The 13225-nt window shown below is 74.9% G+C and carries 5 protein-coding genes; 1 reads left to right on the top strand and 4 read right to left on the bottom strand.

Going from position 1 to position 13225, the window contains the following annotated elements:
* Positions 1-39: 39 nt before the first annotated feature.
* Together AB0C73_RS07055 and AB0C73_RS07050 are read right to left on the bottom strand one after the other, a co-directional pair.
* On the bottom strand, positions 40-5937 hold the full coding sequence (locus tag AB0C73_RS07055; protein WP_362525545.1) for a trypsin-like peptidase domain-containing protein: 5898 nt from the start codon (positions 5935-5937) through the stop codon (positions 40-42).
* Between the two features lie 183 nt (positions 5938-6120).
* Complete coding sequence (locus AB0C73_RS07050; RefSeq protein ID WP_362525543.1) at positions 6121-7044, bottom strand: DNA/RNA non-specific endonuclease; 924 nt, start codon at positions 7042-7044, stop codon at positions 6121-6123.
* Positions 7045-7185: 141 nt separating this feature from the next.
* Here AB0C73_RS07050 and AB0C73_RS07045 point away from each other — a divergent pair, with 141 nt between their 5' ends.
* Positions 7186-7998 carry a caspase family protein gene (locus AB0C73_RS07045; RefSeq protein WP_362525540.1) on the top strand — a complete coding sequence of 271 codons (813 nt, stop codon included), beginning with the start codon at positions 7186-7188 and terminating at the stop codon, positions 7996-7998.
* A gap of 60 nt (positions 7999-8058) precedes the next feature.
* On the opposite strand, the gene AB0C73_RS07040 is transcribed toward AB0C73_RS07045, so the two are convergent.
* Together AB0C73_RS07040 and AB0C73_RS07035 are read right to left on the bottom strand one after the other, a co-directional pair.
* Complete coding sequence (locus tag AB0C73_RS07040) at positions 8059-11175, bottom strand: LuxR C-terminal-related transcriptional regulator (RefSeq protein ID WP_362525539.1); 3117 nt, start codon at positions 11173-11175, stop codon at positions 8059-8061.
* A gap of 243 nt (positions 11176-11418) precedes the next feature.
* Complete coding sequence (locus tag AB0C73_RS07035; RefSeq protein ID WP_362525618.1) at positions 11419-13116, bottom strand: S8 family serine peptidase; 1698 nt, start codon at positions 13114-13116, stop codon at positions 11419-11421.
* Positions 13117-13225: the final 109 nt, after the last annotated feature.

The raw sequence follows: 13225 nt of genomic DNA, 5'->3' as shown, positions 1-13225 counted from the left end.
GTTGGTGCTCTGGCCTTGCCCTCGCCCCGCTCGCGCGGCTCACTCCTCCACCGGCAGCGCCGCCTGCGCCGCCATGATCTCCTCGTACAACTCCGGACGGTGCTCCCGCAGATGGGCCAGGATCCGGCTCATGTGGGTGCCGACGTTCACCACCGCCGTGGTACGGCCCTGGTACTCGACGTCGGTGACCCGGCGCGCCCCGCGGTGCAGCGCCACCACCGTCCAGCGGTCGGTGAACACGGGGGAGCCGGAGGAGCCGCCCTGGGTGTCGGTGAAGTAGGCGAGGCTGTCCTCGTTCGCCTGGTAGACCAGGTTGTTGCGCAGCGCGACCGTCTTCGGCAGGCCCTTGGGGTGCTGGATGATGTTGACCGCCTGGGCGTCGCCCGCCCGGTTCTCGAAGGGCTCCGTCGCCACCCGGAGCACCTGCCGCTCCGGCTGAGCCACCGTCAGACGCAGGACGGCGTAGTCGAGTTTCGGGTCCCAGGCGACCAGCTCGACGGCCGTCGCCTCCTCGGTCTCGGCCTGGTCGGCGCCGTAGTCGAAGCGCGAGCGGGAGTTGCGCACCTGGAGCTGGAGGTCCTCATCGGCGGCCTGCTTGCGGCCGCCGCCGATGCCGTTGCGGGCGTTCACCACATGGTGGTTGGTGACGAGCAGCCCGGGCGCGATCAGCCAGCCGGTGCCGACGTGCGGGTACGCGGGGTGCAGCGGCCGGCCCGACTCGTACGGCGGGACCGTCACCCGGGCGACCGCCGCGCCGGCCACGAAGCCCTCCTGCAGGAACTCGAAGGGCACCATGTCGTCGCGGACGACGATCTCCTCCTCGAAGTCCACCGACAGGAACTCCGCCGGGAGTTCGGGCTCGCCGCCCGCGTCCCGCACCACATGGTCCAGGGCCCGCTGGAACACGGCGACCGCGCCGGGATCGGCGGCCAGGCCGATCGCGTTGCGCAGCCACAGCTCCAGCGGCACCTCGCCCTCCAGCAGACGCTCGACCCGGTTCATCGTCCGCAGGTCGGACTGGATCTGCTGGAAGGGGGTGGGCTGCGGAAGCAGCGCCATCCAGAAGTGGTCCTTGATCCCCGCGAAGAGGCGCCCGCGCAGCGCCCGGTCGGCGAGCCCCGACTCCATCGCCGTGTTCTCCACCCCGAGCAGTTCGTCGGCGCTCAGATACGGCTCCTCCCGCCACGCCGCCTCGGCCTGGTCCGGCGGCGGGGTGCGCCCCACCAGCTCCGTACCGCCCGGCACCGGCCCGTACCCGGGCCCGCCGCCCCGGTCCCGCAGCCCGGATCCCGCGTCCACGGCGGCGGCCACCCCGAGCAGCAGATCGCCACTCCGATCGCTGAGCGTCAGCGCCCGCCAGGCGAGACTGTCCAGCGTCCCGTGCGCCCGCGCTTCGCGCAGTGCGGCCTCGACCTGGTCGGGGGGCATGGCGGCGGCGCCGTATGCGGGACCGCCGGGCTCGGGGCCGGCCGGCCCGGGCCGGCTCGGCCCGGGGGCGCCTGGTCCGGGCCAGCCGGGTCCGGGCCCCTCTGGTCCTGGCCTCTCAGGTCCTGGACCTTCCGGTCCTGGCCTGCCGGGCTCGGGCCGGCCGTCTCCCGACCACTCCGGTCCTGGGCCCTCCAGTCCTGGCGTGCCCGGTTCGGGCCCGCCTGGTCCTGGCCTCTCAGGTCCTGGGCCCTCCGGTCCTGGCCTGCCGGGCTCGGGCCGGCCGTCTCCCGACCACTCCGGTCCTGGCCCTTCCGGTCCTGGGCCCTCCAGCCCCGGTCCACCCGGTTCGGCCCCGGCGTATCCGGCCACGCCTGGCCCGGCCACGTCAGGCCCGGCTTCTTCAGGCCCAGTCCCGCCCCGTCCTGGTCCACCAGGCTCGGGACCGCCGTATCCGGGCCCGCCGGTACCGGGACCGGCCGGGCCCGGACCGCCGAGTGCCGGCCCCCGCGCGCCCGTCGCCGCCGAGTCCAGGATCCGGGCCAGGGGCTCGCGGAGCTGTGGTTCGTCCGCCATCGCCGCGTCGAACCAGTGGGCGAGCGCCCCCACCACCGCCTCGTCGTCCTCCGGAAGGCCCACGAGCCGCAGGGTGCGGGCCAGGGCCGGCGGGTCGACCCGGCAGGCCGAGACGGCCGCCGCCCGGGCGAGCGCCGGCTGCCGGGCCAGGTCCTCGTCGGGCAGCCCGCGCAGCCGCCGGGCGAGCCGCGCGTCCGTGTCGCCGGAGTCCGCGTTCGCGGCCTCGGCGAGCCGCGAGCGGGCCACCAGGACCCCGATCGACTCGTACGGTAGGCCCAGACCGCCCGCCACGCCCTCCGCCTCCTGGAGGTCGCGGTCCGCATCGGCGAAGTCACCCGCGTCCTGCGCGAGCCGCGCGGACAGCTGGAGCAGCTCGAGCCGGGTCTCCGCGCAGCCCGCCTCCTCCGCCCGGTCCAGCGCCCGCTCGGCCGTCTCCCGGGCGTCCGCCGTCCGCCCGGACCGGGCCAGGGTCTCCACGAGCAGGGCGTGCAGCCGGCTGCACGGCGTCCACGGCTGCCGCTCGGCGAGCCGTCGCGCCGCGGCCTCCACGTACCCCTGGGTCAGCAGGTCCTCGACCTCGCGCGCGGCGATCCGCTCCCAGTCCTCCTGCTCCGCCTCGGCCATGATCTGGTCCGGCACGTGCCCGCCGATCCGGCCGAGCAGGAAGGCCGCCGACCGCGGCGCCATGTCCTGGTCCGCGCCCGCCAGGTGGTGCTCCACCCCGGACTGCCAACGCGCCTCCACCGTACGGGGGTTCTCGCCGAGCCGCAGCCGGTGGTAGATCTCCTCGGCCCGGTCGCGCACCGTGTCGCGGGCCGCGTAGTAGGCGACCGCCCGGGTGTCCACGGCGCGCATCAGATCGGTGCGGGCGCCGTCCGAGAGACGCAGCATGATCGAGCGCAGATCCGGCCGGTGCCGGATCGTCCGCGGCCCCGCCGACTCCATCAGATCAACGCGGGAGGTCAGCAGCCCGAACAGCCGGCCCGCCTCGGCGGTGGACGGCACCGCGACCCCGGCGGGCTCCGCGAGCACCTCCCGCAGCAGCTCCGGCGTGATGACCCGCAGCGCGAGTCCCGCCTGCACCAGCGCCCGTACGTCCGCGTCGGCGATGTGCTTGAGCAGCCGGTCGTACAGCGTGCCCTGGATCAGCATCTGGTCCACCCCGGTGTGCAGCCGCCGGCGCGCCGTCAGGCCGCCGAGCAGCTCGGCCGCCGCCCCGCTGTCCGCGCCGAGCGAGCGCGCGGTCTCCGCCGCGAGCCGCAGACTCAGCGGATGGCCGCCGACCCGCGCGTACAACGCGCGCGCCACCGCCTCGTCGGCGATGCCCGAGGACATCAGCAGGTCGACGGAGGCCTGTTCGTCGAGCTCGGTCAGCTCCATGTCGCGCGGCACGATGACCCGGGCCGGGTGGTCGATCGGGGCCCGCCCGGCGACCACGAACCGCAGCCGCGGATACGCCGCGCGCAGCGCCGTCCACACCGCCCACATCCGGGACATCAGCGGCGAACCGCGGTACTGCGCCTCCTCGAACGAGTCGACCGCGATCACCAGCGGCGGCTGCATGACCCCGGGTGGGGTGGCGACCGCCTTCGCCACCAGGTTCGCGAGCTCACGCGCCAGGTCCTGCTCGCGGGCGCTGGCCCGGGCGTGGAAACCGGCCGAGTAGTCCCGGCCGTAGGTGGCGCGGGTCGCGGAGAGCCGCGACAGCTCGTCGAGCTCGGTGCGCTCGCCGCGCTGGACGCTCGCGGTCCGCCCGCAGCGGTCGGCGAGCGAGTCGAAGGCCTCCCGGTGCTCCGGGTACTGGATGCCGAGCTGCCGCGCCGACTCGGCGATGACGGTGGCCGGTTCGTGGATGGAGAGGGTCGGGCGCTCGAAGTCGATGGAGGCGAACGGGAATCCGTCCGGCGCGGCCTCCCGCAGACTGTCGAGGAGGAAGCGGGCGAGCAGCGTGCTCTTGCCGATGCCGCCGATGCCGTGGAGCAGGACGGGCGGTTCGGCCGGTTCGGTCGGCAGCGCCAAGTACGCGCGCAGCGCGTCGAGTTCACGGGTACGCCCGTGGAAGGTGTCCCGTACCAGGAGCCGCAGCGGCTGGAGCAGCCGTGCCCGCTCCAGGCGCCGCTGCACTTCCTCGACCTCCGGCAGCATCCCGGCCGTTCCGGGAACCTGGCCCAGCCACAGCACCGCCTGGAGCAGATCGGCCAGCCGCTCGACCTCGGCCTCGGGCGGCACGGCGGCCTGCGCGAGCGCGTGGGAGGCCGTGCGGGCCGTGGGCCGCCCGCCGGGGGCGCCGGGGCCGCCCGGCGTGGCCGGCTCGCCCGGCGTGACCGCTGTGTCCGGTCCGGCCGACGCGGCCGGCCCGCCGGGACGGCCCGGCTCGCCCGTCCCGCCCTCGTCCCACGCCTCGCCGGCCACCGCCTCCGGCGGTGCGCCCGAGAGGAGGGCCAGGGCCGCTTGGGCGACGCCAGGGGCCGCCGCGGACTCGGCGGCGTTCGCCGCCAGGGCGCGGCGGGCGGCCTCCGGGCCGGCGAAGCCGCGCAGGGTCGCGGTGCGCACTTCCGGGGTGAGGACCCAGCGGACGGAGCGTTGTGGGGTGGCCAGGGCCGTGCAGTCGTCGACGAGTTCGAGGACGGCGCGGCCGCTGGCCCGGCGCTCGCCCGGGAGCCGCAGTTCCGCGGGGTCGAAGGAGTCGAGCAGGCAGGCCGCCTCGCGGTAGGCGCGCCGCAGTTCGGGCAGCGCGGTGACCGCGGGCGCGGCGGCGGAGTGCAGCCCGGACCTGAGTCGTACGGCGAAGTCCTCACCGGGCGTGAGGGCGAGCCGGATGCGTACCGCGTCCTCGACCGCCGTGCACAGCCGCCGCATGTAACTGTCCCCGGGATCCGCCGAGTCGACGGCCTCAAGCACCTCGGTGACCGCGCTCTCCACCAGCCCGGGCGCCGGTGGACCGGAAGCCGGATCCCTCGAGGCCTCGCGCAGGAACCGCCCGAAGAAGTCGCGCAGTTCGTCCGGACCGGCCGCCACCGCCGTGTCGTGGCATTCGTTGTTCCTGATGTCGTACGGGAGTTGGTGAACGGTCGTCGAGTAACCGAGCAGCACCAGACGCGGCACCGTCTCCTTCCGCACCGGCGTGTGCTCGTAGATCGCGAGCGCGAGCTTGCCGACGCAGTCGTAGACGTCCGAGTTCGGATCGAGCGCGTCGCACTCGTCGAGCACCAGCCAGAAGCGGTCGTCGGCCGCCGTCGCCCGGCTCACGATCCGGTGCACCGCGTCGTCGATCGAGGGCAGTGGATCGTTCAACCGTGTCGGATTCAACGGGAATCCGTCCGCCTCGGGGCCCGCGACGAACTCCCAGAGCCGGGCCACGAGCCGCTCCGCCGTCGACGTCCGCGACAGTGTCACCCGTACCGGACGGAACCCGCAGTGCTGCCCGAGGTGCCGGATCAGCCGGTAGGTGTACGAGCGGCCGCTGTCCGGCTCGCCGTCCACCACCAGGACCGTCTGCTCGGGGTCCGCCACGAAGCGGCGCAGCGTCTCGCGCAGCTCCGTACGCCCGACGAAGACCTCCGTGCCGTGCCGCAGCACCACCGCCTCGTAGGGGTCGGACGCCGAGTCCCGGGCGGCCCCCTCGTCCTCGCGCAGCCGCCCGAGCAGCGCCCGTACCTCCATGCCCCGGCCGACCGCGTCGGCGGCGTCGAGGCGGTCCAGGGCGTCGAGCCGGGCGAGCGCGTCGAGGAGCCGCCGCTGGTGGACGACATCGCGCCGGGCCGCGCCGACGATCAGGCGCGCGTTGGCGTCGCGGTCCGGGGTGAGCGGCAGGCCCGTCACGAAATCCGTGGTCAACGAGGTGTGGAGCAGCCTGGTCCGGGGATCCGGATCGTCGAGGAGATGGTCCCGCACCCAGCTGGTGACGAGGCCCCATTCCGTCTCGGTGAGCGGCATGACGCACCTGCCCGGGCATCCCTGCGCCGTGTGGGGGACGCGTGCTGGCTGTGCTGTCATCGTCCCGCCGGGCGCGGGCCCCCGCAATCGCTGCCCGCCCCCGCCCAGCGGCCCGGCCCGGCCGCGCACCCTGGCCCGTCCCGGCCGCCCGTCCCGGCCCGGCCGCGTACGCCGGAGCCGTACTCAGTCCATCATCGCGATGTCCTCGTACGATTCCAGACGCCGCCAGCGGTCCTCCGGCCCCCGCGACGGCGGCATCAGGTCCACGTCCGGCAGCGGCCCCAGCTCCAGCTCCGTGATCTCCGCGACGTCCGACACGGGCACCTGGTACGTGCGGAACGGCCCGAGCGGCGGCGGCGCGCCCGGGGTCGCCCCGGCGAACGCCCGGTCCGCGTCCCGGCTCAGGTCAGGGCTCTGGTCGAGCACGTACCCGGTCGACGCGAGCGCCCCGTCCTGCATGAACGCCGCGACCTTCCAGAAGCGCAGCGGCACCTGGATGCCCCGGTACGGCGGATCGGACTCCTGGAGCACCGGCCCGGTCAGCACCACCAGCTTGCGGTCGAACGCCGCCGCGTGGTCCAGGAGATAGTTCTCCAGGCCCTGCCACAGCTGCTTGCCCTGGTTGAACACATCCGCCTGCGGCGCCGCGTTGGTGAAGTGGAAGGTGTCCGTGTTCGCCCGCCCCGCCACCGCCGCCGCGCCCCACACCGGGTCGAGCCGGCGCACCAGATGCCCGCGGTCCAGGCTGTTGTTCTTGTACACGGCCTCACCGGCCTGCTGCTCGCGCGGAAGCCGCGGGTCGTACAGCCAGACGTCGTCGCGCTCCACGTCGTCGAGCAGCTCGCCGCCCTCGATGCAGACGGCGGTGGACGCGGCGAGCCGCCGGTCGGGCCGGAACACCACGGTGAAGTGGGTGTACGGCAGGATCACCGTCTCCACCGAGGCGCGGGCGGGCAGCGCGAGCGGCACCGCGGGGCCGAGGAAGGTCTCGTCGTAGCCGGTGCGGTCGGCGAGCAGATCCTGCGGGGCGGCCCGACCTGCCTCGTCGCTCCGCTCGTGACGTTCGTTCCGGTCCGGCTGGTCGTGCCGGGAATCGCTGGGGTTCATACGATGTAAGTACCGCGCGGACGAGGGCCGCCCACGGCACCGCACCCGCCGGCCACTCGAACAGACGCCCCCGGCGCCCCGCTCCTCCCATGGCTCTTCCCAGGCTTTCCCCAGCCGTCCCAGGCTTTCAGGAGGCACCCCATGCCCACCGGACTCTCCCTGCACGTCGGACTCAACCAGGTCGACCCCGACCGCTACGGCGGCTGGGACGGCACCCTTCTGGCCTGCGAGAACGACGCCCGCGACATGGCTCGTCTGGCCAGAGCCGCCGGATTCGCGGACACCGTCCTGCTCACCCGCGAGGGCACCGTCGACGGGGTCACCGGCGCCCTGCGCGCGGCGGCCGAACGGCTCGCCGCCGGCGACATCCTGCTCTTCACCTACTCGGGCCACGGCGGCCAGGTCCCCGACGTCACCGGACCCGACGACGAGCCGGACCGGCGCGACGAGACCCTGGTGCTCTACGACCGCCAGTTCCTGGACGACGAGGTCCAGCAGGAGTTCCGGCGCTTCGACCACGGCGTACGGATCGTCACCTTCTTCGACTGCTGCCACAGCGGCAGCAGCGTCGAACTCCCCGGCACAGCCGAGGCCGCCACCGGCCGCTATCTGCCCGAACCGCGGCAGATCGAGCTCTACGAACGCGACCGCGCCTTCTACGACGACCTCCAGCGCGACCTCGCCAAGGCCGCCGCGGTCACCGGCGACGGCCAGGGCCCGCCGGTGATCCTGATCTCCGCCTGCCAGGACAACCAGACGGCCGCCGACGGCCCGGTCAACGGCGCCTTCACCGGGGCGCTCCTGGAGGTGTGGGACGACGGCGTCTTCCGCGGCGACTACCCGGCCTTCCACCGGGCGATCCAGCGCAGACTGCCGCCCACCCAGAGCCCCAACCTCTACACGACGGGAGCCCCCGAGCCGGCCTTCCTCGGCCAGCGCCCCTTCACGGTCTGAGCAGTCAGGGCCGGGCCCAGGCCCAGGCCCAGGCCCTGGGCCTGCGGCCGGGGACCGGGCCTACGGCCGCAGCGCCGTCGCGAGCTGGGCGCGCGAGCGGACGTCCAGCTTCTGGTAGATCCGGGTCAGCCGCGCCTCCACGGTCTTCACGCTCAGATACAGCTTCGCCGCCGCCTCCTGGTTGCTGGCCCCCGAGCCCACCAGGCGGGCCAGCCGCAGCTCCGCCTCCGTCAGCGAGGACAGACCCGGCAGCGCGTCCTCGCCCACCGGCCCCTCGCCCGCCGGCCCGGCCGGGGTCTCGCCGGCAAGCGCCAGCCACGGCGCCGCGCCCACCCGCTCGAACACCGCCGCCGCGGCCTGCAGCGCCGCCTGCGCCGCCGAACGGCGCCGACGCCGGCGCTCCACCCGGGCAAGGGCGATCAGCGCCCGGCCCCGCTCGATCGGCAGGTCCGCCTCGCCGAACCGGGCCGCCGTGCCCGCGAGCAGCTCCGCCGCCGAGTCCGTCCGGCCCTCCGCCGCCAGGCACAGCGCGTACGCCCGGTCGAAGCCGAGCAGCACCGTGGACCGGCCGAGCCGCTCGGCCACCGGCCGCACCTCGGCGAGCAGCGCCGTCGCCTCGTCCACCGCGTCGTGCGCGAGCAGGGCCTCCGCCAGCTCCTCGTGCCAGCGCAGCATCGACGGATCCACCGTCGACTGCGCCCGCTCGTTCGCCTCCACCCGGCGCAGCGTCTCCAGGGCCGCGCTCACGTCCCCGTTGATCAGCTGCACCCGGCCGAGCGCGTACAGACTCCGGGACAGGAAGACCCGGTCGCCCTCCTCCTCCGAGGCCTGCACACTGCGCCGCGCGTAGCTGGCCGCCCGCGCGAAGCTGCCGCCCGCGGTCTCGGCGAGCGCGAGGGAGCACCAGGCCGGCCCCGGTGAGAGGCCCGCCTCCAGGGTGAGGGCGAGCGACTGCCCGGCGTGCGCGAGCGCCGACGCGCACGGCCCGATCCGCGACTCGATCTCCGCGAGCGTGCTGAGCAGCTCGATCGAGTCCTCCACCGAGCCCCGCCGCTGGACGAGCGGAAGGAGCGCGCCCAGATGCGCCCGCGCGTCCGACAGACGCCCGTCGTACAGGGCGTGACGGATCGTCAGTATCTGGGCGGTGTTACGGATTCCGGCCGGCCGCTCGGCCGTCTCCAGAGCCCGCGCCTGGGCCAGGACCGCCTCCGCGTCCGGCACGCCGAGCGCCCGTTCCATCCGCGCCTGTACGGTCAGGGCCTGGGCCGCCGTCCGCGGGTCGCCCATCGACGCGGCGAGTGCCGCGGACTCCACGGCGGCCGCCCGGGAACGCAGCGGATCGCCGTCCGCGAGGACGTACTTGATGGCCAGGCGCAGCTGTACGGCGGCGCGCAGCGCGGTGTCGTCCTCGGAGTCCTCCATGGCGTGCACGTACATCTCGTCGAGGCCGGTGAGGCCCTGGCCCGCGGTGTCGAGGACGGCGAGCCGGGCCCGTACCCGGTCCGCGGGCGCCGCGTCCCGGGCGAGCAGGTCGGTCGCGGCGCGCATCGCGAGGTCGGCGCGGGCCGCCCGGGCGGCCTCCTCGGCGGCGTCCACCAGACGGGAGATCCGCTGCTGCCCGTGCCGGCCCGGCGTCGACTCGGCGGCGAGCAGGGCGAGTTCGGCGGCCAGCGTGTTGTTGCCGCGCCGCCGGGCGAGGTCCGCCGCCTCGGCGACCTCGGCGGCGAGCTCCTCGTCGGGCGCGTCGGTGGCCAGCGCCCGGTGCCGGACCGCCTCCACCGGGTCGTCCACGACCCGCGCCAACGCGGCGTGCCCCGCGCTGCGTTCGGCCCAGCTCGCGTCGTGCACCAGGGTGGACGGGAGCAGCCCGGCGGTGAAGGCGACCGTGCCGTCCTCCGAGAGCGACACCAGACCGGCCCGCTCGGCCGCCGCCAGATCGGCCTCCGCGTCCGGGCGCCCGGCCCGGCGCACCAGCGCCGCGTGCGGGCGCAGCGAGAGCGCGGCGAGCAGCAGCGTCGCGCGCACCTCGGGCGGCGCGGCACCGAGCAGCTGCCGGGCCAGGTCCCGGGCCCGGCCGGACAGCGTCAGCGCCTCGGCGTGGTGCACCGGGGTGCGGGCGTCGGCCAGCGAGCGGCCCACGGCGAGCGCGAGCCGCGGATTGCCGCCGCTCGCCTTGTGGATGCGGCCGGCCATCCGGGACGGCAGCCGGTGGTGGATGAGCAGTTCGGCGATCTCGTCGGCCTGCAGCGGCGGCACGAGCAGCACGTCCGCCTCCGAGGGCACCCACAGGCGCGTTCCGTGCGGGTCGGTGGCCGTGGGCGCGGCGCCCGCTCCGGGGCCGCCGGCTGAGCCGTCCGTGCCGTACGCCGCGTACGCCTCGGGCGTCTCGACGCCGATCACCTTGAGCGCGGGCGGCGCCAGATGGAGGGCGAAACGCAGCAGGTCGGCGCTGTCCGCGTCGATGTGCTGCACCCCGTCCACCACGAGCAGCGCGGGGCCGCGCACGGTCAGGGCGCGCAGGATCCCGGCGATGCCGAGCCGCAGTGCGATGGGGTCCCAGCCGCCGTCCTGCGCGGGCGCCTCGCGGCACAGCATGGCGACGGCGGCCCGCTGCGGCCCGGGCAGGCCGTCGAAGACCCCGGAGGCGAGGACACCGATCCCGCCGACCGGCGCGTGCCCGCACCGGCCCGGTGCGTGCGGGTCGTGGCCGCTCGCGCCGTCGTCGGCGCCGGACGGCGGGGCCGTGGCGTCCCGCGTACGGACCTCGCCGTCGGCGGGCGCGGCGCCCGTGTCCGTACCGGATCCGCCGTCGTACGGGAACGGTTCACCGGCCCCGGAGACGGCGCCCTGTCCGGCTCCGGCCCCGGCCCCGTGTACGGCGCCGGAAGCGGACCCGGGCGGGGTCATGCCCGGCCAGGTGACGGTGGTGGCCACGGACGCGACGAGCGCGGCGGCGGCCGCGCCGGGTATGTCGCGGTCGGCGGGGAGGGTGGCGAGCCAGAGCACGGTCTCGCCCCGCGCCTCGGCGCGGGCCGCCGCGGCCGCCGCGACCTCCGTCTTGCCGACACCGGCGGGCCCGGTGAGCAGCGCGCGGCCGCGGGCCGTCAGGACGCGTTCCAGCCGGCAGAGGAGTTCCTCCCGGCCCACGGGCGCAGGCCGGAGCGGCGCTGTCGTCATGTGTCCACCACCCTCCGGAACTCGGGCCCCTGCCCCGTGAGCCCCGTTGCGCAGAGAGAATACGGAGAGTGGCGCAGCAGTCCAGGCCCTGTGTCCGGCATACGGACATCCGGCTCCGGTGAGCTGTTCGCGCCCAACTGCCGGAAGCGCCCGTGGTTTAGACCACGGGCGCTTCGCTGACCAGCGAAAACACTGGTGTGTGGGGGGTGGATCGAGGCCGGTCCGACGGGCGGACCGGGCCGGTCAGAAGGTCAGGCTCCAGGAGTCGATGTAGCCGGTGTCACCCGAGTACACGTCGCGCACCTGCAGCTTCCAGGTGCCGTTGGCGACCTCGCTGGACGCGTCCACCGTGTAGGTCGCGAGGACGTTGTCGGCGCTGTCGGACGAGGAGGACTGCTTCAGGTTGCGCACGGTGCCGTCCGGGGCGATCAGGTCGATGACCAGGTCGCCGCGGTAGGTGTGCTTGATGTCCACGTCGACCTTGAGGGCGGCGGGGGCGTTGCCGGTCAGGCCGGTGACGGCGATCGAGGACGACACGGTGGTGTTGTCCGAGATCGTGACGTTGGTCGCGTTCGTGAAGACGGTGCCGGCCGGCGGGGTCGTGCCGGTGACCGCGGCCACCGACGCGGCGGCGTCGGCGATGCCCGTGCCGCAGCCGCCGGTGCAGGTGCCGGGGAGCGGGCGGGCGTTGTTCTTGATCGCGGCCTCGATGTCGGCCGGGGTCAGGGTCGACTTGGCCGACTTCAGCAGCGCGGCGAGACCGGCGATGTGCGGGGCCGCCATCGAGGTGCCCTGGTAGGGCTTGTAGGTCTCGGTGGACTGGGTCGTCAGGCCCGAGTTCAGCGTGGAGTAGATCGCGTTCTCGGGGGTGGTGACGGTGCCGGGCGTGTCGGTGGCGTTGCGGGTCTCGCCGCCGGGAGCGGCCACGTCCACGATGCTGCCGTAGTTGGAGTAGTACGACCGGGAGCCCGCGCGGTTGGTCGACGCGACGGTGATGACGCCGGTGCAGTTCGCGGGGGTGAAGCCGGAGGCGTTGGCGTTGCTGTTGCCCGCGGCGACGACGACGGTGGTGCCGCGCGAGACGGCGCCGTTGATCGCGGTCTGGTAGACGCTCGGGCAGGTCGAGCTCGCGCCGCCCAGGCTCATGTTGATGACCTTGGCCGGGGTCGGGTTGGCCGGGACGCCCGGCACGGAGCCGCCGGAGGCCCAGGTGATGGCGTCGGCGATGTCGGAGGACGAACCGCCGCACTTGCCGAGCACGCGCACGGGCTGGATCTTCGCGTTGTACGCGATGCCCGCGATGCCCTTGGTGTTGTTGGTGACCGCGGCGATGGTGCCGGCCACGTGGGTGCCGTGCCAGGAGGAGTTCGAGGCGGTGGAGCCGGTGCCGCACTCGCCGTCGGTGGCGTTCCAGTCGCCCTCGTCCCTCGAGTCCGCGTCGCGGCCGTTGCCGTCGCGGGCGTCGGCGGCGGTGGAGATGAAGTCGTAACCGGGGATGACGTTGGCGGCCAGGTCCGAGTGGGTGGCGTAGCCGGTGTCGATCACGGCGACGGTGACGCCGGAACCGGTCGTCTTGTCCCAGGCGGTGGGGACGTTCATGCCGCCGGTGGGCTCGAAGAGGTCCCACTGCTTGGCGTAGTCGGTGTCGTTCGGCGTGACCGCCATCGGGTACGCGCGGATGTCCGGCTCGACGGAGGCGACCTGCGGGTCCGCCTTGAACGCGGCCATGACCTCGGCGACGTCCTGCTTGCTCGCGGCCCCACCGAGGTCGACGAGCGCGGCGCCGCCGGCCAGGCGGCGCTCGAAGGAGAGCTTCTCGCCGGTGCGCGCGGCCTTGTCGGCGGCGTCGCTCTTGGCGGCGGAGTTGGAACCCGCCTCGGCGGCCGAGGACTTGTAGGTGACGATGACCTTGTCGACGGGCGCGCTGGGCAGCCCGGTCATCGCCTGCGAAGCCGGCGCCGGCTTCGGGGAAGGAGCGGCCGGGACGGCGGCGAACGCCCCGGAGGTGGTGGCAGCGGCACCGAGGATCGCGGCGCTGGCGACCAGCACG

It is taken from the genome of Streptomyces sp. NPDC048623, assembly GCF_040650755.1.
Taxonomy (GTDB): domain Bacteria; phylum Actinomycetota; class Actinomycetes; order Streptomycetales; family Streptomycetaceae; genus Streptomyces.
The sequence above is the reverse complement of the archived record's forward strand: the minus strand, read 5'-3'. Positions and strand labels throughout refer to the sequence as shown.

Bases quoted from the DNA above. Each gene is read 5' to 3' on its own strand.
- AB0C73_RS07055 (WP_362525545.1), bottom strand. From the start codon at position 5,937: ATGCCGCTCACCGAGACGGAATGGGGCCTCGTCACCAGCTGGGTGCGG.
- AB0C73_RS07050 (WP_362525543.1), bottom strand. From the start codon at position 7,044: ATGAACCCCAGCGATTCCCGGCACGACCAGCCGGACCGGAACGAACGT.
- AB0C73_RS07045 (WP_362525540.1), top strand. From the start codon at position 7,186: ATGCCCACCGGACTCTCCCTGCACGTCGGACTCAACCAGGTCGACCCC.
- AB0C73_RS07040 (WP_362525539.1), bottom strand. From the start codon at position 11,175: ATGACGACAGCGCCGCTCCGGCCTGCGCCCGTGGGCCGGGAGGAACTC.
- AB0C73_RS07035 (WP_362525618.1), bottom strand. From the start codon at position 13,116: ATGACCGGGCTGCCCAGCGCGCCCGTCGACAAGGTCATCGTCACCTAC.